Source organism: Flavobacterium columnare (assembly GCF_014844295.1).
Lineage (GTDB): Bacteria > Bacteroidota > Bacteroidia > Flavobacteriales > Flavobacteriaceae > Flavobacterium > Flavobacterium columnare.
On the sequence record NZ_CP054494.1, the window covers coordinates 458851 to 480979 of the forward strand.

The following is a 22129-nucleotide window of genomic DNA, read 5'->3' on the forward strand; positions in this document are numbered from 1 at the left end:
AACCTATAAACACTAGTCTATCTTTTTTCTAGCAAGTCTTTTAAAACTTATTTTTAGATAAAATCTCCCAATCACACTCGTTGCTTTTTATAAGAATATTTTCAAATGGCACTTATTATTCTTTTTTCTATAAAAAAAGCAACCTTACTTAAGATTGCTTTTTAAAATTATATTATTCTAAAAACGTTATAATCCTAACTTATTTACCCATTCTGCATATTTTTTTGCATTTGCTTGATGTTCTTCATAGGTAACCGCAAAATCATGATATCCTTTACGATCTACACTGGCACAAAAATAGATATAATCGTGTTTTTCGGGAGATAAAACCGCATCAACTGCTGAAATGTCTGGCATAGCAATAGGCCCTGGAGGCAATCCAACGTTTTTATAGGTGTTGTACGGTGAATTTACAAATAACATATCGCCTTTTACTCTCTTGATTACTTGATCAAAATCTTTTGTATTTTTTTTGATAGCAAAAATAATGGTTGGATCTGCTTGTAAAGGCATTTCTAGTTTTAATCGGTTTAGATAAACGCCTGCTACTCTTGGTCGTTCATCTTCTTTTACTGATTCTTTATGTACTATAGATGCTAACGTAATAACTTGTTCTGGAGTAAGCCCAAGGGATTTTGCTTTTTTCATGCGATCTGAATTCCAGAACTTATGATACTCTTCTAACATTTTATCTCTAAATTTTTCAGCTCCAATGTTCCATTTTATTTCATAGGTATTGGGGATAAAAATCCCTAAAACATTATCTGATGTTAATCCATTTTTTTTTAGAAAAACAGGATCTTGTATAACACGCATAAGACTCACGCTATCAGCTTCTATTTGTCCAGCTACACGAGAAACTAATTTTTCAAGAACTTCTTGATTGTTAAAAGAGAGTTCTAAAGGTGTATTATGACGTAAGGCCGTAACAATCTGAAAACTTCCCATTCCTTTTTTTAACAAGAAACGTCCTGGGAAAACATTTTGATCGTAAGAGCGTTTTTCTGCGATTAATTTAAAATTTTCTATATCATCTACCTCGGGTGTCATAATTTTAATTACTTCTTCGTAGGTAGCTCCAGTTGGAATAAAAATATACTTTTCGCTTTCTGCAAATTGTGTATTACTTGTAAAGGCTTTGATGTAAACAAAAACGACCAACACTAGCCCCACTAGTCCTAACCCTAAAAATACTTTTTTGTTCAAAATAATTCGATTTTAATAATTTGGATTGATTAATTGAAAAAGGAGTTCGTCGTGATAGCTTCCATTTTGAAAAATCCAATCTTTTTTAACTCCTATTTTTTGGAAACCAAAATTAGTAAAAAGCTTTAAACTAGCTTCATTAGAACAACCAATATTTGCATATATTTGATGTAATTGCAGATGTGAGAATGCGTATTTGATTAATACCTGTAATGCTTCACTTCCTAATCCTTTGTTTCTATGCTTTTTATTTTGTATCACTATTCCTATTCCTGCTCTATGATTTTTAGGATCATAATCAAATAAATCAATCAATCCTACTGGTTTATACACTCCTAACTCGCATATTGCTAAACGTAATTGTTTCGCTTGGTAAATGTCTTGATCTGCGTTTTCGAGGTATTGCTTAATCAAAAAACGAGAATAAGGGGTTTGTGTGTTACTAACTTCCCATATTGATTCTTCGTTTTCGATTTTATAAATAAATGACAAGTCTTCTGGCTCAAGTGCTCTTAGAAATATTTTTTCTCCTTTTAATGTAATCATAAGTTGTTTTTTAATTTCAATGGCAATGTGATATACCAATGGTCATACTATTTCAAAGATTAACTCTTTAGCATTCAATTAAACATCAATTTCTCCTTGAAAAACAAATTGAGCAGGCCCTGTTAATTGTATGTTTTTGTATCCATTTTCACTTTTTTGAAATGCAATTTGCAATTGTCCTCCCTCTACTTGGATTGCTATTGTGTTTGAAGTTGCTTTTCCCAAATGATACATTGCTAATGCTACTGCTGTAGCACCTGTACCACAAGAAAGGGTTTCATCTTCTACTCCTCGTTCATACGTTCGAATTGCAAAATTGTTTTCTCCTTTTTGAATTACAAAATTAATATTGCTTCCTTCTTGTCCATACAAATGGCTATAACGGATTTTTGCTCCTTCTTTTTTAACATCTAGCTGTTTTAATTCTTCTACTTCTTGTACGTGATGGGGGGATCCTGTATTTAAAAAAACATATTCCGATTGTACTTGTACTGATGCTACATCTATCATTTGAAGTGAAACAAGATTTTCTTTTGTAATCCTTGCGTGATGTATCCCATCTACCGCAACAAAAGTGGTTGAATCCTGAATTACGCCCATTTTTTTAGCAAATGCCACAAGACATCTTCCTCCATTTCCACACATAGAACTCTCATTCCCGTCTGCATTGTAATACACCATCTTAAAATCTGTCGATTTGTCATTTTCTAATAACATCAACCCGTCAGCACCTATTCCAAAACGTCTATCACAAAGGAATTTGATAAGTTTGGTATCATTTTTGGGAAAATTTAAATCACGATTATCTAGGATGATAAAATCGTTTCCCGTTCCTTGGTATTTGTAAAATATGTGTTTCATTTGTTAAGAGTTATTTATTAGGAGGTATTTATAGATCAACTATTTTTATAAATTTTCTTTATTAATACCGATTTATGTAACCTATATCTGATTTCTTCATAAACCTGCCAAAGATACAAAATATTAATAGGAAGTTAAAGATTGTTAAACGAGCGTTAAAGCTAAAAAATTCAAATAAGAAAATTATATTTTTACGTTTAAATCAAAACAAGAAAAAGAAGATGCCATGAGAAAACTAAGTAGTTTATTTTTAATTTCAATACTAAGCGGTGCAACCACTTTAGGAGGTTACAAATTGTTTTTTGAAAACACTTCTGCAGCCTCTTCCTTATCTATTGCTCCAAATTATGCACGAGCTGTAAGTATGGGTGCTGAAAATATAGATTTTACATCGGCCGCAGAAAAAGCTGTTCATACCGTTGTACACGTAAAAAACAAAACGGTTTATAATTTGCCTTCTGATCCTTTTATGGAATTTTTTTACGGGCATAGAGGTGGACAACAACAAACACAAGTGGGAACGGGTTCTGGAGTAATTATTAGCAAAGACGGCTATATTGTAACAAACAATCACGTAATTCAAAATGCAACCGAACTAGAGGTTACTTTAAATAACAACAAGACGTACAAAGCAAAATTAGTTGGTACTGATAGTAAAATGGATATTGCTTTATTAAAAATTGAAGCTGAAGGCGATTTACCTGCTGCTACTTTTGGTAATTCCGAGCAAATAAAAGTTGGCGAATGGGTTTTAGCTGTTGGAAACCCTTATAACCTAACATCTACCGTTACAGCAGGTATTGTATCTGCTAAAGCACGTGATTTGAGTAACCAAGGAATTCAATCGTTTATTCAAACAGATGCTGCTGTAAATCCAGGTAATAGTGGCGGCGCATTAGTCAATACAAGAGGTGAACTCATAGGCATCAACACCATGATTTCATCTCCTACTGGAAGTTATACGGGATATTCTTTTGCTGTACCATCTAATCTAGCTCGGAAAATTGTAGAAGACCTAATGGAGTACGGGAATGTACAAAGAGCTGTTTTAGGTATCGAAGGTAGAGAATTGAATACCACAGCAGCTAAAGAAGTAGGATCTAAGGAAACAACGGGTGTATACGTTGCTAAAGTTTCAAAAGGCACTGGCGCTGAAAAAGCGGGTATAAAATCAGGCGATGTAATCAAAAAATTAGACGATAAAACAATCAATACATTTGCTGATTTAACTGCTTATATTAATACCAAAAGACCTAATGAAGAAGTAAAAGTAGGTTTTGTAAGAAATGGTAACCTACAAACTACTGTTGTAAAATTAGTAAAAAAAGAGTTGGTAAATTATGACCTAAAAGGATTAGAATTAGAAGATTTAGATGCTAATGATAAAAAACGTTTCCGCTTAAGTTATGGTGTAAAAATAAAGGAAGTTACAAATGAAGAACTAGCCGATTATGCGGAACAACTAAAAGGTGGAATCATCTTAAAAGTAGACAACATAAAGGCTACCGATATAGAAACGGTTACACGAGTAATAGCAAAAAAGGGAGAAACTCAAAAAACTCAGATTGAAATGTTAACAAATACAGGAGAACTATTGCGTTTCCTTTTGTAAATAGTCTTCTCTATTAACCATTGAAAACCAACGCTTGACCGTTGGTTTTTTTATTAAAAAAAATCAAAAAAAAGTTTAGCAAAAGATTTTAAATAAATACTTTTGCGGGGTCTAATTTTTATAAAAAGAAATGAGCAATACAACTTATGAAAAAGAGTTAGCTTTTCAAGCTGACAGAAGAAAAGCAGCGGTTGAGTTTATCAAAATCGTAAGTGATTTATGGTATGACAAATCAATCGAAATGGTTTTATTCAGAAACCAATTACTAGATCGCAATGTAAGCGAAATCATGAATTTACATGATTACGCTGGAGAGTTCGTTCAAAAACCAATTAATATTTTTGATTCTGTAGAAATTTTAAGAGCTATTCAAGCATTAGATCTACCTCCTTCTCGTTTAGATATTGGCAAATTAACTTATGAATTTCACTTAGAAGACAATAAGTATAACGATGCTACGAGTTTTGTAGTAGACAAATTGAAAGACGCTAAAGCTTCTGACGAAATTAAACCTAAAGACGTAGTTCTTTATGGGTTTGGTCGTATTGGTCGTTTGTTAGCCCGTGAACTTTCTTCAAAAGTAGGAAAAGGTCAACAATTACGTTTACGAGCTATTGTAACCCGTGATAAAAATGATGCTGTTTTGTTAGAAAAACGTGCTTCTTTATTACGTTATGATTCAGTTCATGGTGATTTCCAAGGTTCCGTAGAAGCTGATGCTGATAATAACACGCTAATCATTAATGGTGCTCCAGTACATATTATTACAGCTAATTCTCCAGAAGAAATAGATTATACAAAATATGGTATTCAGGATGCCTTGGTAATTGATAATACAGGTGCATTTACAACAGAAGAAGCATTAAGTCGTCATTTGACTTCGGTAGGAGTTGAAAAAGTTTTATTAACAGCCCCTGGAAAAGGAGTTCCAAACATTGTTCATGGAGTAAACCACGAAGCGTATAATCCGGATGAAGTTAAAATTTGGTCAGCGGCTTCTTGTACTACGAACGCTATTACTCCTGTATTAGCTGCTATTGAAGAAACTTTAGGGGTAGAAAAAGGTCACATTGAAACAATTCATGCTTACACCAATGACCAAAACTTGGTAGACAATATGCACAAAAAATACCGTCGTGGTCGTTCTGCTGCATTAAATATGGTTATCACTGAAACAGGAGCAGGAAGCGCTGTTGCTAAAGCATTACCAAGTTTAGCAGGCAAATTAACTTCGAACGCAATTCGCGTACCAGTTCCAAACGGTTCATTGGTGGTATTAAACCTTGAAGTAGGAAAAGCTACAAACCGTGAAGAACTAAACGGTATTATGAAAAAATATGCTTTAGAAGGCAAATTAGTAGAGCAAATCAAATATGAATTAAATAATGAGCTTGTTTCATCTGATATTGTAGGAACATCAGCTCCTTCTATTTTTGATAGCAACGCTACTATTGTTTCTGCAGATGGTAAAAATGTAGTAATGTATGTATGGTATGATAACGAATATGGTTATAGCCATCAAGTAATTCGTTTAGCTAAATATATTGCTAAAGTAAGACGTTATACTTATTATTAATAGACAAACAAACAGAAAGTATATAAAGCCGTTTCTAAAAGAGACGGCTTTTTTAATGCCATTTGGCTGATTATTATTATTTTAAAATTTTTAATTTTGAAAACAGAATCAATCAAAAAAATAGAAAATGAAAAAATTATTATTTATGAGCTTTTTTTTCTATTCTTTAATAGCACAAGCTCAAAAGAATACCTCAACTCTAACCTCTAAATCATTTCATTTAGGAATAGTCGATGAAATTGCATCTGGTGTTTTAAATGAAAAAAGAATCCTTAACATTTATCTTCCACAAGGCTATAACAAACAAGAACGCTATCCTGTGATTTATGTTTTAGATGGAAGTGCTGATGAAGATTTTATTCACATAGCAGGTTTAGTACAATACTTTACATTTCCTTGGATTGAACGTATTCCTAAATCTATTGTGGTAGGAATTGCTAATACAGATCGCAAAAGAGATTTTACATCAACTCCTAATCAACAAATCGTGAAAGATCGTTATCCTACTTCAGGTGGGTCTGAAAAATTCATAGCATTTATAGAAAATGAATTACAGCCTTATATCTCCAAAAATTATACTACAACTAATGATAAAACTATTATTGGTCAATCTTTAGGCGGTCTTTTAGCTACTGAAATTTTATTTAAAAAACCCCATTTATTTGATCAATATATTATTATTAGTCCTAGTTTGTGGTGGAATGATGGAGAGCTTTTAAAATTAAATCCTGATGTATTAAACGAAAATTTCCAACAAAATAAATCCATTTATATTGGCGTTGGAAAAGAAGGACTAGGTCCTATTTTTGATAACCATGTAATGGAAGTAGATGCTAATTTACTTTTTGATAAAATAAAATATGGTAAATCTAAAACTGTAAAAGTTGTTTTTGACTATTTACCAGAGGAAGATCATGCAACAGTAACACATCCTGCTGTATTTAATGCTTTTAAGCTACTATATCCTAAAAAAAACCATTAAGATGAATTTACAACCGCAATTAGAAAATGAAAATATTTTATTAGCTCCTCTAGGAGAAGAAGACCTTGGCGCATTGTATCATGTAGCATCAGATCCTTTAATTTGGGAACAACACCCTAAAAAAGATCGTTATCAAATAGAGGTATTTGAAATATTTTTCAAGGAAGCTATTGATTCAAAAGGGGCTTTTAAAATTATTGATAAAAAAGAAAATAGAATAATAGGTAGCTCACGATATTATGATCTTAATCTAGAGGATAAAAGTGTATTAATAGGCTATACTTTTTTGAGTAGAGATTATTGGGGATCTCTATACAATTCTCAAATAAAGAAATTAATGCTAGATTATGCTTTTGAGTATTTAGAGAAAGTGTATTTTACGGTTGGTGCATCCAATATCCGTTCTCAAAAAGCAATTGAAAAAATTGGTGGCATAAAGAACAAGGAATTTTCTGTATTTTATGACAATCAACCCGAAGTTTTGAAATTTCAATATGTCATTCAAAAATCTATTTGGCTCAAAGATACTCAATAATTAAAAATTCAAAGTACTGAATTACTCTAATAAAATTATGGCATTTATACAACATTTTCAAAACGAAGTATAAATGCCATTTTTTGTAGGTTTTAAGAAATTTGTTTTTTCTAAGAAATAAAGTTTTTTCTCTCTACATAAAAGTAAAATTGGATAGATTTTACAACGACTTTATGAATACCTAAAAATTTATTTTCTTTTTTTCCATTATCATAGTTATCCCATAAGTAACAAGAAAAACGAAGATCATTAGTAAAATAGATTCATATACATTGCATTCTTTTTGTCCTAAGAAAGGTATTAGCCCTACTATTACAATCCATTGAATAGCATAAAAATTAGTAAGGTTTTTACTCAAAAAAGCTATAGGTTTATAACTCTTTTCGGAGACATATTTAATTAGAATATCACAAATTTTCATCCATATAAGTACAAATCCTATATAGAGCATGATTCCTCCGATTCTAGTATGCCAATAGTCCCCTAAATGATAATCAGGACTTCTATAAGTAATTATACTTCCTATTAAAAAAAGGAAAGTTCCTAAGTAAAAACTTTTCATCAAGACTTCTTTATCTTCTTTATGCAAGAAATAGTGTCCCATTACATATCCTGTTAGAGGATATACTAACCATGGAAATAGAGGGAATGATACAGCATCACCCTTGTCACCCCAAAATAAGTCTAATATTCTATCTATAAAAGGATAACCTGTTTGAATACCCCATACATAAGTTGAACAACTCCCTATAAGCAGTATCAGAATTGCTATATATTTTACAGGTACTTTATACCTGCTTAATAAAGTCATGATCAAATAGGATAATCCCGCAAATTGTAGTATATCAATAACTAAGAAGTTATTTAATATGTTCTGGATCATATCGCCTTCTTTTGAAATTTCTTCAACAGCTTCTGTCTTTACAAATAAAGAAACAATACCAAAAAAAATGGCAGGAATTAATAATCTAAAAAAATTAAGTTTATACCCTTTCAAAAAAATAGATCCACTTCTTTTTAATCTTGACATAAAATCAAAGTTCCTAGAATAGGAAAAAGAAAGTCCCATACTAAACATAAAAACGGGAGCTGCTGGAGATTCGCCTAATAGGGTAATTATTTTTCCGAAATAGGTATCTTTTTCTATTGTCGATAAAGTATGTGTATTGAGGATATGTACACAAACCATAAACACTGCTGCTAGTGCTTTGGCTAAATCAATAAATTTTAATCTTTTCATTTGATGTCTTTTAATTTGATTAATTTAATTTCATAATCTAAACTATCCATTTTATAGTCTTTTTTGTTCTTTAAATATCTAAAGCTTAGCACGCCTGTGTTATATTGTCCTGTTTGAATAGCATTAACTAGGTTTAGTTTTTCTTTAGTAACATAAAACTTATAGTTGTTATTTTCGTCTAATATTAGATCTTCTTTCACTAATTGCACTTTATAAGTACTATAATCTGGTGTGGTATAAAAAGGAGAATAAAAAGTCCAAGAGAAATAATCCGAAATAGGCTGATTTTTAACTGTAACTTCTAGCGCTTCGTCGTCATTTAGTTTTACATAAATACCTTCATAAAATATATCTTTTGAGGGAAATAATGCGTTAGAATTTTTAGGATTCAACTTAACTTCTTGTTTTGAGGTATTAGGTGCCACACTTAGTGAATTGGTCAGATCTATTGAATTTTCAACCAATCCTTCAAAGAAGTTAACAAAAGAAGCATTGGTATCAATCTTTTCTTCTTCATTCCCTATTTCTTTGGATGAATTTGGCGCAAGTTTATCTATAACAGGTGTTGTTTTGGTATCTTTTAATCTCTTATTATAATCCGAATAGTATTCTCTTAATATAATGATATAATCATCATCGCTTATTTTTAACCAATTTTTTTTATCTCCTTGATTAGCCGCTGACAGGTTTATTTCATAATCTCCATTTGGGCTAATTTCCATTGCTTCAGAAGCAATGCTTTCTGAAAGTAAATTATAGCCTTCATCTTGTTTATATACTTGTACTCCTATATAGAAGGCGTTTCCTAAATTTCCTTTTATGACATAATTGTTTTTACTTGAAATAAATGCAGAATAATAATTAGTAGAAGGGTTATCTCCTGCAACTTTACGATTTAGTCCAATCCAGTTTGTGAATTTAGGAATATTGGTGTCATTATTTTCTAAATAGATTTCTTTACTTAATGATAGTGCGTCTGTTAGAAAAACGAATGACTCTTTTTTAACAGATTTGACTTTATGTTTTTTTACAAATTTTTCTACTTTACTTAAGGTGTTGTCTATTTTTAAATTTTGTGCATTTAAATAATTTAAACCTATAAAAAACAGTACAATTAATCTCATATAATTCATTTTATATATTTAAAAAGTGTTAGTTTAGTTATTTTCAAACGTTATTAAATCTTTTTTTTTACAAACGGCTTAAAGATACGTTTATGTCTAAATTTGATTTGATTGGTAATTCATAAAAAGGTGCGTTTAGTCGTAACCCTGATACAATAAAAAAGGTACACTAAGCTAATGAGCCTAGTATAAAAAATCTTTTATGAATTTAAAATTATTTATAACAGAATTGGTTCAATAGTTGAATGGTTCAACTATTCATCTAGTAAAACGCGATTGATTTGAACAAATCTTTTAGCATAATAGGGCTCTTTAGTAGATGATATAATTACTCCTTGGCTAGTTGATGAATGAATAAATTTTATTTCATCCTCTATAACTTCAGTAATCATTCCTACATGCCCTACTCCTCTACCTCTTGTAGCAAAGAAAATTAAATCTCCTTTTTGGGCTTGACTTCTATCAATACGAACACCTGCTCGTTGTGCCATTTCTCTTGACGAACGGGGCAAAGTCATTTCTATATTTTTAAATGTAGCAAACATTAAACCAGAACAATCAAAACCTCCATTACCTGTAGATCCGCTACGGTATCGAGCGCCTATATTTTCAGAGGCTTTAGCAATTAATAGTTCTGCTCTAGACTTATTTTCTTCCGACAAAGGAGCTACTACTGTAATGGGCATTTCTGGTTGTACAGCTTCTGATTCAAGAATTAGTTCGTCTGTATTTTCCTCTTCTATTTGAGGTTTTATTTCTACAATTTTAATTTGTCCGTTTCTAGACAAAGTAGGCATTGTGTTTTCTGAGGATTTAGCTAATTCAACTTCTTTTCGAGTTCCCGTTTCTTTAGATGTTATTCCCTCTTTTGTTGGATTTTGATATTTTGTATCTACTGTTATTGAAACATTTTCAGGTACTGATTTTGTTTTTATAATTAATTTATCACCTATCGCTAAATTATTTTTTACCTGAGGATTTAAGGATTCTAATTCGGTAATAGAAATACCATATTTTCTTGAGATCCCGTACTTTGTTTCTTTTGCTTGAACTTCATGTATTAATTCTACTGTATTATTTAAATTAGGTAGAACTATTGGTTCTTGTACGTTTTTTGTTTCTTCTTTTTTGGCTTTTTTAGGTTTTTCGGTCGTTAAATTGACTAAATCAGCATTTGCTGTTGGTATACTGATTTGTTCTCCTATTTTTAATCCTTGAGATTCAATGTTTGGATTTGCTTGTTTTATTTTTTCTATGGTTGTGTTGTACTTTTTGGAGAGACTATATAAAGTTTCTTTAGCCAACACCTCATGCCCTACCATAACAACCTGAATTTCTTTACTTTGCATTTTAGAAGTAGGTATTTCTAAAACCATATTCAGTTGTAATGTTTTTTTTGCTTTTGGATTCAGTTCTATGATTTCACTTTGCTTTACATTGTATTTTTGTGCAATACTATAAACTGATTCACCGCTCATTACTTTGTGCTTGATCTTTTCTTGTCCAAAAACACTGACTGAGAGCCATAAAAAACTATATATAACTTTTTTTTGAAAATTCATTATTTAAATTTAGGTGTATTGATGGTTTCCCTTTTTTATTCGTTTGGCAAGTTACATAATAAAAGTTGGTCTTTTTCTAAGATTTAACACTTTTTTAAAATTTAAAGACACTCCGTTTGTCTTTTAAGCATAATATCTGTACTCCAAGTTTTATCCTAAATTTTTAATTTCTTGAGTATATTTAGAAACATTGGCTCCTGATTTTACTTTTACACATACCTATCCAATTTTTTCTATTGCAAATTTTTCATTTTTTAACTCCATTTGACAATAAGATCTACTTTTTGCATTTATAATACCAATCTTAACTTCTTTTTTATACTTTTTAACAACAATAAGTTAAGGTGTTTTGCTTTATCCTTTTTTCAAAAACCACTTGTCATAAATAAGCATCAGAATGAGATTATTTTTTGTAATCTTGAATTTTAGTGATGGTATCTAATTCTTTTAATATAGATGGGATGCGAAAATCTCCGTACATATTTTGCAAATGAATAACTGCTGTTGCTATTTCAATTCCAATGGCAGAAACATATAACGGCTTTTTACTTTCTCCTCTATATATAGGTTCTACCGTTGATTTGTTACTATGAAACGCATTTTTAGCAACTCCTATAATTGGAATTTTCTTGTCTAATAATTCCCATACATAACCTCCTAAACCATATTTTAAAGAATCATCTACGTAAATATGGCCGTCTATTATGATGATTTCTATTTTTTCTAAAGGTATTTTTTTTAATAATGCTTCAATACAAGGTAATTCTCGTTTATAAAATTCCCCTGGTACATACTCTTCTATTCCTTCTTTTGTATCTATAATGATTTCTGTGGGTTCTGTATCTTCCCAATTAAAAAGCACGCCAACACTTTTGGCTGTGTTGTTTACGTAATATACATCTATGGCTAGTATCATTTTATAATTCCGTATTGGTTAAGTTCATCGTTCATAAAATCTATTCTGAATTGCTCTGGCAACTGTTGGCGAGCAATCTCAATTGCCTTTTCAAGTACAAAAGGAAGTCTTGTTGATTGCGTTGTTTCTAACACCCAATTTACACTTGTCTCTAAAGAAATCTTATGTCCTATAGAAACATATATTGGGTTTGTATTTTCTTTTGTTCGGAGGGCTTTTCCAACTACTTTTTGGTCAAATATAAGTTCTATACGATCTGCTCTTTTATCCCCTAAATCTTCCTTTTTATAATACCCTACAAGACGCTTTTTGGCGCAACCAATAGTAGGTATATCCAGTTGAATACCCAAAAAAGTTGCCAAGCCCATATTTTTAGGATGCTCTATACCGTGTCCATCACAAAAAATAAGTTGGGGTTGTATAGTTAATTTTTCAAAAGCTTTTATTGCCCACTCTGTTTCATTAAATCCAAAAACATCTGGAATATGCATAGTAATCTTGTCCTCAATATAAATTGCTTGATCTACAATTTCTTGACTATTTACATCCATAACAGTAACGACTGCTACTATTTTTTGGGTAATATCATGATAGGCTACTGTTACTCCTCCAATAAATTGTATATCAGTTGGCAGTTGATCCTCGTTTATTGTTTTACCAATTTGTTCTTCTTGCCATACAAACTTTTCCATGAAAGTATCAGGAATTACTTTTCCTAGATAATTCTGCATATCTTGACTAACTAAATATGCGTTCATAACTTTAGTATATTTAACTTTATCGATTGACATATCAATAAAAGTATTCAAACTATATAGATCATATTGAACTTCAAAATATTCATCTAGGATATTTTGATTCTCATTTAATATTTTTTCATAATTCAGGTCTTCTCTTGAAAAAAGTTCGTCAAATCTAGCATTAATTTTTTTTTCATTGTTTCTCCAAAAAAAATTCTCAATTAAAATTGAATCATCATAAGACACTTCATATAGATTATATATAAAATCAATATCGCTATTAGTAAGTGAATTAAGAATTTTAAATGAATATATAAATCTTATTTTCCCATATATATATATATACACATCTCTAGATATGTACCCTTCCTCATTTGGACTATTACAAAAAAAAAGTCCGTGACGGACATCACAATAAAATTTACCCCTTCCATAAAAACTTCTCCCTTGTACAAAAGTCTCCTTTATGCCTGTAAATAAACTATTATTATTTTTAAAAAATTCATTATCACCCTCAATAATAAACTTTTCGAAATTATTTTGTGGATATATTTTTTCCATCACCTATTTTACTCATTTTTAATAAAATTAACTCCTTGAGTTATATAAAAGCAATGTGGGCAAGTACACATGTGCTGATGATCATCAGAATTCTCAAAATTCTTAGCTTTGATTTTAACTATTATCATAATATTTAAAGCTTGAATATCCTGAACGCTATTAATAGTTTTTCCTTCTATAAGTTCATTTAATATTTGAACTTCTGTATGAACACCAGGTCTTTGAGCCATATTAATTTTATTCTTTGTAATTTGTCCTCCATACAGCTTTTCAAATAGATTGCCATCATTGCCATAAGAACAATCTTTTCGTATAAAATCCATATACTCTAGATGTCTTCTTAAAAATGGATGTAATGTTTTAGTATAATTATTATAAGCTGTATCACTTTTTTCCATTGGTTCCCCATTGAATTTTATCCTATTATATCTTAAAACAATATTTCCTGAAGTGAGATTGCCAACGCCTACTATTTTAGCATCAAAATCATTTTTATCTTGACCATGAGGTGGCAAAATATTATCTTTTTCATGTATATTTCGATGTAATATATGGTCTACGACATTAGCTAATTCAGCCTCTCTAGCACCCATATTTCTCATTGCTTCAACATTTGTTGTCCAAGAAATATGATTTTTTCCATGATATGGTTTTACTGTCTTAAAATAATCACCATTTTCTTTCCAATAATCCACTAAATGCACTTTTGATTTCAAAATAGCCATTCCTCCTTCAGAAATACCTGAAAAATCATCTACAAATACTTTTTGTTTTGCAATGGTATAGCTTAGAACCCCGATCGCTCAGATCTACTCAACATATTTCTCAACGCAACAGTTAGCGCAGAATTGCATTCTGTGCCCACTCTTATTGGCTTTCAAAACAAATATAAAAGTATCACTTCTAGATCATTTTCTAATCCAGCATAATTTCTAGCAGAACTAAAATAATAATCCACAGTTAAATCAACCTACAGTTGTAATGGTAATGAAATAGCAATCTTCTGTTGTTGTGGCTTTGTATTTTGTCGACATGGCTTATCTAAATATTTATTACAAAACTAAAAAAACACAATTATAAATTGTGTTTTTTTAGTTTATTTTCTCGTCATTGTGGGCACAGTATACAATTCTGCGCTAACTGCCACGTTGAAAACTAGACGCTTAGATTTCGATTGTGTAAATCCGAGCAATCGGGTTTTGACATAATGCAATAGGCATAAATCTCCAAACCTTTCTTTGATTGGCAGTATTGTAATGCGCTTATGATATTTTGCTTTTGATTTAATCTTGTAAAAACATCTATCCAACCTACAGTTGTAATGGTAATGAAATAGCAATCTTCTGTTGCAGTGGCTTTATATTTTGTTGACATGGCTTATATACTATTTACTACAAAACTAAAAAAACACAATTTATAATTCTGTTTTTTTAGTTTATTTTCTCGTCTTTGTGGGCACAGAATACAATTCTGCGCTAACTGTCGCGTTGAAAACTAGACGTTTAAATTTGGATTGTATAAATCCGAGCGATCGGGACAAAATCTGCTATAAAATAATCACCTTCATTGGTATAGTTTATTTTAGTAACTCAATCATTACCTTACTCTTTTAGCAAATTTTTATAGGCTCCACTTTCAAGATAATTATAAAGTTTATCCATTGTTGCCTGTTGGTTTATTAAAATATCTTTGTAATCTTCATACATTGGATCTGCAATCTGTTTTGCAATAATATTGTCTGACCATTTCTTATATTCTTGGTATTTGTTACTATTGCATAATTTCATAATTATTAAAACCTTTGCACCAGTTTCACCAAAAATATACTTGTAGTAATTAGAAAATTCTTCTTTCTCCAGTATTTTATCGTTTATATCTTGTAAGGATTGGAATTCAGAAAAAAAAGGAATATAATATCTATTAATAAAACTATCTGTTTCAGCAACAACTCTTTCTAATTCTTTTTCCTTTATTATACTATCTGCAAAAACTATAGTATGCTGAGTATCTGTGGTTATATCTGGAGCTAGAATTTCTTTTATAGTAACCTCATGACTACTGTAAAAAAAGATGTCTTTTGAAATTGTTTTTCCACCCAATATTCTATATAAAATCCTATCTACTTCTTTGAAGTGAATGCCCGCTCTGAATGACTCTTTACATAAAGTTGTAGGATTATACTTTCTATAATCATAACCAAAACCATAGGTGATAATATCTGTCTTATTTTTATTTTCTCTAAAGAATAAACCTATATTATAATTTTTATCATAAGATAAATGAGAGAATTCATTTTTAGTAATTGATAACCCAGATGCAATTTCTTTATCTAAACTATTTAATATTTCCATATCTATTACTCTGTTATATTCCCGTATCCACCAATACCGTTACTGTATATCTTTGTTATCTTTCCTGTTTTTTTAACATTTTTATCTTTAACAAAATCTTTTATGACGGTTCCTTTTATCAAGGCTTCATTATTTATAGATTTTACATAAAAATCAGTCATCTCATTTGCTTTTTTCTGGTTATCGGTAAAATTAGTCTTTGAACTTAATTTTGTACCAGCTACACGTATATTTAAAACAATCGTATTACCGATCTGAATTTCTCTAACAAAAACAAAATCTGCTATAAAATACTCTCCTTCATTGGTATAGTTTATTTTAGTAGCTCAATCATTACCTTACTCTTTTAGCAAATTTTTATAGGCTCCACTTTCAAGATATTGATGCAATCTAATTACATCATCTAAGTATGGTTGTAAATCATCTCTCCCATTTTTTATACCTTCTTCTATTCTTGAAATATACATGGCAGTAAATTCTTGATAACCTTTTTCATTGCCTGCCAATTTTAAGATAATCATTGCTTTAAAATAAGTTTTGCCGAATATATAGTTACTCCAATCCTGCCATTTTTCTTTCTCAAGTATTTTATCATTTATATCTTGTAAGGATTGGAATTCAGAAAAGAAAGGGAGTGCATAGTTTGAATAATATTTTTTAAAAATATCACCTACTACTAAAATATTATTTTCTATAATTTCTGTATTATGTAAAACCAGAATATTTATATCCTCCCTAATCTTTTGAGAGTTATGAAATCCTTTTCTATCTATCAATGTATCTTCCAAAAGATTAAACCCTTTGTCTAAAAAAGACATCAAAGAGTTAACATTTAACGAAATAACACTATAGTTTAATTGGCTAAAAAAAACTCTATCATTTACAGGAAAAAGAGAAAAAACGATTTTATAAGATATATCTTTTTTTGGCTTTAAGAAAATTGCAAAATAATCTTCAAAAGAGTTTAGCTCAAACCCTAAAGAAGTTATGCCCATCAGATAAGATATTTTATGTTGTATTTGTTCGATTTTATTGTTCATAAATTCTATTTTATTCCTCCAAAACTTGTAGCAGAACCACCGCTGTATATTTTAATAAAACTGCCAGATTTAGACACTGAAGCCCCTTTTTGAAAATTAGGCAAAGGATTTCCTTTTATAGGATTACTTCTTGATTCAGTTGGGATTGACCTAATATAATATTTTGATAAATTCATTGCTGCTTTTTGATTTTTAGTAAAATCTGTATTAACAGATAGCTTAGTATCGGCTATTCTTGCATCTAATTTTACCTCTCCTGTAATATCATCTTTTATTTCCTTAACAAATAAAAATAATCGCCCTCATTGGTACAGTTTATTTTAATAGCTCGATCATTATCTTTACTCTTTTAACAAATTTTTATAGGCTCCACTTTCAAGATAATGATGTAATCTAATAACATCATCTAAATATTGTTGCAAATCATCTCTCCCATTTTTTATGCCCTCTTCTATTCTTGAAATGTACATAGCAGTAAATTCTTGATAACCTTTTTCATTGCCTGCCAATTTTAAGATAATCATTGCTTTAAAATAAGTTTTGCCGAATATATAGTTACTCCAATCCTGCCATTTTTCTTTCTCAAGTATTTTATCGTTTATATCTTGTAAGGATTGGAATTTAGAGAAAAAAGGCAAAACATTTTCCTTTAGTTGATTTATAAATTCCGATTTTACATATTCATAGTGCTGGAAATTTATTTCCTTGTTTTCTATAATACTTGTACTGCCAATTAAATTGCTATAGTAGTCAACTTTTTTATCATAGTTAGGGATTTGAATTACCGTATACTCATCCTTTGGAGAATAAAATTTTTCTTCAAATTCTATATTTTCTATTATTGTATTGATTATAGGAAAAACAATTCCAAAACCAATAGATGATAAGGAAGATTTTTCTCTCCATTTATCTTTTTCAAACGAATATGTTATCTTGTCTATCTTATCGTTTTCCTTCCGTTGATATTTATAGGCAAAGTCTACTTCATCTTCCTCATATAAGGAAAATCCGTAGGAAGAAAAATTAACATTTTGCGTAAGATTATGATTGAGTTCTTTTATTTGTTTTTTCATTATTCTCCATTAATTTTTACGCCTCCAAAACTTGTAGCAGAACCTCCACTGTAGATTTTGATAAAAGGCTGTTTGTTCTGTATAAGAGCAGGCTTATTAAAGCGTTCTATTTTCTTACCATTTATAGGAGTCCTATCTGTGGACCGTAAATATAAAGGCTTTAAGAATGCTTCTTTCTGATTCTTAGTAAAATCTGTATTCACAGATAGCTTAGTATCGGCTATTCTTGCATCTAATTTTACCTCTCCTGTAATATCATCTTTTATTTCTCTAACAAAAACAAAATCTGCTATAAAATAATCGCCTTCATTGGTACAGTTACCTGTTTGATCTCCATTAATACAAAAATATACTTGTGTATAGATAGATCGTTCTGATAAATCTGGAATTTTTTGTTCTAATGCTTTATATTCCAAAGATTCTGGAGAAGATAGTTTACTTATAATATAGTTTTCAAAGTCTTTACCCATCTTAAAGTAATTTCTCCTATTTGCATCTTCTTTCGAATACTTTAACCAATCATTAATAGTTGTTATTAGATTAGTATCTAATGGTATTTCCTCTATAGATTCAGGAGTAAGCAACTCATAATCTTCTGCTTTATAAAGAGGGTCTTGTTTGTGACCAACAAAACCACGAGCGAACTGAGGGTGCTTGTTTAGAAAATCAGAAAAACCATTAACTTTTTCTAAATCTGCGGTGAATTCTTTTAAGGTACTAGAGGTATTTGTGGCATCTGAAAATTTAATGATTTGAGTACGTACTTCATTATTCAACTTATTCAATTCTACTATTGTTGTCCAATCTTTTCTAGCAAATTGCTTTTTATTATCATATAATACATCCCATATAGCTATAGTATTCTTACTATACTGTGGTATTTTACCCGAAATGGTAGCATTTGTTTGTTGAATATCATTTAAAAATACTTTTGCATCAGTATTTAAAGCGATCACACCATCAACTACGGCATTCACATTAGTTTGTAGCAATCCATTGTATAATTTATCAACTCCAGATTTATCATTAGTTTCAGTCAATAAAGCTTTGAACTTATAGCAGGTAGGTTGTCCAAATTTATCGTATATAGTACACTTTCCATTGTTTTCTTCTTTTTCTTTAAGCTTTTTAGCAGTTTCTGGAGCTGCATATACAACCTGTGGTTTAGCAGTGGCTGATTGTTCTCTTGCAATAATAAGTTGTATGGTCCCTTGTATTCCTTTGTAATAATTAAGATTATAAGAAATTAAATTAGTTGCATTTTCACTTGCTTCAATGTAACCTGTAGCAGTGTTTGATTTAGGCATTTGTATCACTTTAGTTTCTGCATTAGTCACAAGTTTAAGTTCTGGATACAAATCCAATTTTAATGCTGCATTTCCATCAAAAGAGTTTGAAAACGTAGGTGAATTGTAGGTACTACTTATTTTTCCTTCTTTTGTACAATTTTTAATCACTGTCAATGCTCCATTTTCTACTGACACAGCTGTTCCTGTAGTATTAGGTGTAAACTTAATTCCTCCTGCGGTATTTTCAAATACTTGTAATGTTTTTCCGCTATTAACACTCGCAGTGGCTTCATTAAATAATACTGTAATTTCTTCTTCTAATCTTGTTGCCGCAGCAGGATTAAGTTGTTTAAAATTTATGTAACCTTTAGAACTTTTATATGTATTCCATACATTTTTAAAAGTATTTACTGTACCTTCAAATGTGGCTACTGATAATTTTAATGCGGCATATAACACAAATGCTTTGTTAAAAGTCTCCCAGCCAGCTAAGAAAACTTTCCCTTCTGAAGTAGTAGAAATTTGATTTCTAAAGCTATCAACAGTAAGAGCAGTAGCTGCATATGCCATATCAAATGTAGCCCATGCACCAGTTGCTCCACCTTGAGCTATGGCGCCAGACCCAAGTGTTCCTAATATAATTCCTACGTTAACCGCATCAATAGCCTCTCTCTTAAATTTTTCATGTACTAAATAAGACATAAAGAAAGCCGGTAGATAAACAACATCACCCTTTTTAGCATTTAATATGGCTTCATCATTCTCTAAAATAGTTTTTAATATAGTAAAAGGTTTTAAATTTTCATATTTTACACTTCCATGACTAAGCATAAATGTAGTCCATTCTATTTCAAAACTAATCTCTCCCTGATCACTAATACTTGTTTTTTCGTCTTTATAAGCAAAATAATTAAGATCTAATTCTGAGAGTCGCTCTAAAAACCCGATCGCTCAGATCTACTCAACATATTTCTCAACGCAACAGTTAGCGCAGAATTGTATTCTGTGCCCACTCCTATTGGCTTTCAAAACAAATATAAAAGTATCACTTCTAGATCATTTTCTAAACCTACATAATTTCTTGCAGAACTAAAATAATAATCCTCAGGTAAATCAACCTACAGTTGTAATGGTAATGAAATAGCAATCTTCTGTTGTTGTGGCTTTGTATTTTGTCGACATGACTTATCTAAATATTTATTACAAAACTAAAAAAACACAATTTATAATTGTGTTTTTTTTAGTTTATTTTCTCGTCTTTGTGGGCACAGAATACAATTCTGCGCTAACTGCCACGTTGAAAACTAGACGCTTAGATTTGGATTGTGTAAATCCGAGCGATCGGGATTTTGACATAATGCAATAGGCATAAATCCCCGATCGCTCAGATCTACTCAACATATTTCTCAACGCAACAGTTAGCGCAGAATTGCATTCTGTGCCCACTCCTATTGGCTTTCAAAACAAATATAAAAGTATCACTTCTAGATCATTTTCTAAACCTACATAATTTCTTGCAGAACTAAAATAATAATCCTCAGGTAAATCGACAATCTTATCTTTTACAGGATTAAAATGAATGTACTCTAATTTCTGTTTTATAAATTTATTGCTAAAAATATGTTCTGCGTGATATCCATCTTGCCAAACTTTATACGTTTGATGTCTTTTTAAATGTTCACAAGATTTTTTAAAATAATCCAACATCCATTCGCGTCTGCTTTCAGGTTCATCGATTATAGTTTGAATAATTTTCTTGGAAGTGAATTTTTTGAAATCACGAATAACATCACTTAGTATAAATCCTGCTGTAGCTTTACAGAGTATATGTATGTGATTTGACATAATGCAATAGGCATAAATCTCCAAACCTTTGTTTGATTGGCAGTATTGTAATGCGCTTATGATATTTTGCTTTTGATTTAATCTTGTAAAAACATCTATCCAACCTACAGTTGTAATGGTAATGAAATAGCAATCTTCTGTTGTAGTGGCTTTGTATTTTGTTGACATGGCTTATATACTATTTACTACAAAACTAAAAAAACACAATTATAAATTGTGTTTTTTTAGTTTATTTTCTTGTCTTTGTGGGCACAGAATACAATTCTGCGCTAACTGTTTCGTTGAAAACTAGACGTTTAGATTTGGATTGTGTAAATCCGAGCGATCGGGATAAGATACTTTTTTAGGACATAACAGTTTTATATTCTACATATTCATCCACTTTATCGTACGGTATTCCGGTGTGGGGAGACCTAATTATTAATGTATTCCAAGGCTTCCAAACATCTAAAAGTTCAGTATTTGTTATTTTATGATGCTCTAAAACACCTTCGATAAAATAATCCTTCAATGGCATTTCCAAGACTCTTTCAACTTCATCTTTGATAAGGACTATTTTATACTCTAATTCATTATTTTCATTAATGTAAAAAGTAAACACTCCACGATCCCAAGAACTCAAGTATTCTAAATCTCCATCATTATCATATTGTGTTAGCAGCAAATTATTATCTTTCTCATACTCAAATATCATAGACATCATTCTGTCATTTGCCCATTGAAAAAAAATTTCAGCATAGTCTAATAAATCTTGTTTCTCTTTACCTTCATCCCAAAAATGCTTTTCTGAAAAATTCTTATTATTATCTATTTCAATCAGAAATTTATTAAATCTCTCTACTGTATTAATTGTTTTATCAAAATATTCAGATATTACTTCTATTTCATCATCAATTGGTCTCGGACTTTTCGTAGTTGATACTACATCTCCCGAAGACATAATATATTTGACAAAAAACTTATAGCTTCCCGATTCTGTAAATAGATATTCTACATTAATTCTTTTGTATGCGTGCTCATTGTAATAGCTATAAATTGCATTAACTAATTTTTCAATATTTATACTCATC

General features: G+C 30.4%; 21 protein-coding genes and 1 pseudogene. 4 read left to right on the forward strand and 18 right to left on the reverse strand.

Annotation, left to right across the window (positions count from 1 at the left end):
- Nucleotides 1-186: 186 nt before the first annotated feature.
- The 3 genes from mltG to dapF form a co-directional block, all read right to left on the reverse strand.
- A complete protein-coding gene (mltG, locus tag HUE53_RS02190) occupies nucleotides 187-1206 on the reverse strand; it encodes an endolytic transglycosylase MltG (protein WP_014165058.1) in 1020 nt (339 codons plus the stop codon).
- Between the two features lie 12 nt (nucleotides 1207-1218).
- On the reverse strand, nucleotides 1219-1752 hold the full coding sequence (locus HUE53_RS02195; RefSeq protein ID WP_014165057.1) for a GNAT family N-acetyltransferase: 534 nt from the start codon (nucleotides 1750-1752) through the stop codon (nucleotides 1219-1221).
- Between the two features lie 78 nt (nucleotides 1753-1830).
- Nucleotides 1831-2613 carry a diaminopimelate epimerase gene (dapF, locus tag HUE53_RS02200; protein ID WP_014165056.1) on the reverse strand — a complete coding sequence of 261 codons (783 nt, stop codon included), beginning with the start codon at nucleotides 2611-2613 and terminating at the stop codon, nucleotides 1831-1833.
- Nucleotides 2614-2839: 226 nt separating this feature from the next.
- Here dapF and HUE53_RS02205 point away from each other — a divergent pair, with 226 nt between their 5' ends.
- The 4 genes from HUE53_RS02205 (at nucleotide 2840) to HUE53_RS02220 (ending at nucleotide 7318) form a co-directional block, all read left to right on the forward strand.
- The gene (locus tag HUE53_RS02205; protein ID WP_014165055.1) at nucleotides 2840-4225 is read left to right on the forward strand and encodes a S1C family serine protease; all 1386 of its coding nucleotides are present in this window, start codon (nucleotides 2840-2842) and stop codon (nucleotides 4223-4225) included.
- A 130-nt stretch (nucleotides 4226-4355) separates the two neighbouring features.
- A complete protein-coding gene (locus HUE53_RS02210; RefSeq protein WP_014165054.1) occupies nucleotides 4356-5801 on the forward strand; it encodes a glyceraldehyde-3-phosphate dehydrogenase in 1446 nt (481 codons plus the stop codon).
- Nucleotides 5802-5928: 127 nt separating this feature from the next.
- The gene (locus HUE53_RS02215; protein WP_014165053.1) at nucleotides 5929-6783 is read left to right on the forward strand and encodes an alpha/beta hydrolase; all 855 of its coding nucleotides are present in this window, start codon (nucleotides 5929-5931) and stop codon (nucleotides 6781-6783) included.
- A 1-nt stretch (nucleotide 6784) separates the two neighbouring features.
- The gene (locus HUE53_RS02220) at nucleotides 6785-7318 is read left to right on the forward strand and encodes a GNAT family N-acetyltransferase (RefSeq protein ID WP_041253192.1); all 534 of its coding nucleotides are present in this window, start codon (nucleotides 6785-6787) and stop codon (nucleotides 7316-7318) included.
- Between the two features lie 181 nt (nucleotides 7319-7499).
- Here the strand turns inward: HUE53_RS02220 and HUE53_RS02225 are convergent, their stop codons facing one another.
- From HUE53_RS02225 to HUE53_RS02295, 15 genes and pseudogenes are all read right to left on the reverse strand, one after another.
- A complete protein-coding gene (locus HUE53_RS02225; RefSeq protein ID WP_014165051.1) occupies nucleotides 7500-8558 on the reverse strand; it encodes an acyltransferase family protein in 1059 nt (352 codons plus the stop codon).
- Nucleotides 8555-9682, reverse strand: coding sequence for a hypothetical protein (locus tag HUE53_RS02230; protein ID WP_065213153.1), 1128 nt, complete (start codon nucleotides 9680-9682; stop codon nucleotides 8555-8557). The genes HUE53_RS02225 and HUE53_RS02230 overlap by 4 nt, the downstream gene beginning before the upstream one ends.
- 254 nt (nucleotides 9683-9936) lie before the next feature.
- Nucleotides 9937-11244, reverse strand: a complete 1308-nt coding sequence (locus tag HUE53_RS02235; protein ID WP_081278994.1) for a C40 family peptidase — start codon at nucleotides 11242-11244, stop codon at nucleotides 9937-9939.
- A gap of 403 nt (nucleotides 11245-11647) precedes the next feature.
- Nucleotides 11648-12160, reverse strand: coding sequence for an endonuclease V (locus HUE53_RS02240; RefSeq protein ID WP_014165048.1), 513 nt, complete (start codon nucleotides 12158-12160; stop codon nucleotides 11648-11650).
- A complete protein-coding gene (locus tag HUE53_RS02245) occupies nucleotides 12157-13461 on the reverse strand; it encodes an endonuclease V (protein WP_192188668.1) in 1305 nt (434 codons plus the stop codon). Before HUE53_RS02245 ends, HUE53_RS02240 begins: the two co-directional genes overlap by 4 nt.
- A gap of 8 nt (nucleotides 13462-13469) precedes the next feature.
- On the reverse strand, nucleotides 13470-14165 hold the full coding sequence (locus HUE53_RS02250) for a hypothetical protein (RefSeq protein WP_192188669.1): 696 nt from the start codon (nucleotides 14163-14165) through the stop codon (nucleotides 13470-13472).
- 496 nt (nucleotides 14166-14661) lie between these two features.
- Nucleotides 14662-14835 (reverse strand): annotated as a pseudogene (locus HUE53_RS02255) (REP-associated tyrosine transposase); the annotation flags it as partial.
- A gap of 227 nt (nucleotides 14836-15062) precedes the next feature.
- Nucleotides 15063-15812, reverse strand: coding sequence for a hypothetical protein (locus HUE53_RS02260; RefSeq protein ID WP_192188670.1), 750 nt, complete (start codon nucleotides 15810-15812; stop codon nucleotides 15063-15065).
- Nucleotides 15813-15817: 5 nt separating this feature from the next.
- Entirely contained in the window at nucleotides 15818-15973 is a 156-nt protein-coding gene (locus HUE53_RS02265; protein WP_155761332.1) for a hypothetical protein, read from the reverse strand.
- Between the two features lie 177 nt (nucleotides 15974-16150).
- Nucleotides 16151-16852, reverse strand: coding sequence for a hypothetical protein (locus tag HUE53_RS02270; protein WP_065213146.1), 702 nt, complete (start codon nucleotides 16850-16852; stop codon nucleotides 16151-16153).
- A 5-nt stretch (nucleotides 16853-16857) separates the two neighbouring features.
- Nucleotides 16858-17028: a hypothetical protein gene (locus tag HUE53_RS02275; RefSeq protein WP_155761334.1), complete on the reverse strand. Its 171-nt coding sequence runs from the start codon at nucleotides 17026-17028 to the stop codon at nucleotides 16858-16860.
- A 165-nt stretch (nucleotides 17029-17193) separates the two neighbouring features.
- Nucleotides 17194-17925, reverse strand: coding sequence for a hypothetical protein (locus HUE53_RS02280; protein ID WP_065213145.1), 732 nt, complete (start codon nucleotides 17923-17925; stop codon nucleotides 17194-17196).
- Nucleotides 17925-20045: a hypothetical protein gene (locus HUE53_RS02285; RefSeq protein WP_065213144.1), complete on the reverse strand. Its 2121-nt coding sequence runs from the start codon at nucleotides 20043-20045 to the stop codon at nucleotides 17925-17927. Before HUE53_RS02285 ends, HUE53_RS02280 begins: the two co-directional genes overlap by 1 nt.
- Before the next feature lie 627 nt (nucleotides 20046-20672).
- On the reverse strand, nucleotides 20673-21227 hold the full coding sequence (locus HUE53_RS02290; RefSeq protein WP_192188671.1) for an REP-associated tyrosine transposase: 555 nt from the start codon (nucleotides 21225-21227) through the stop codon (nucleotides 20673-20675).
- 175 nt (nucleotides 21228-21402) lie between these two features.
- On the reverse strand, nucleotides 21403-22128 hold the full coding sequence (locus HUE53_RS02295; protein WP_065213135.1) for a hypothetical protein: 726 nt from the start codon (nucleotides 22126-22128) through the stop codon (nucleotides 21403-21405).
- Nucleotide 22129 lies beyond the last annotated feature (1 nt).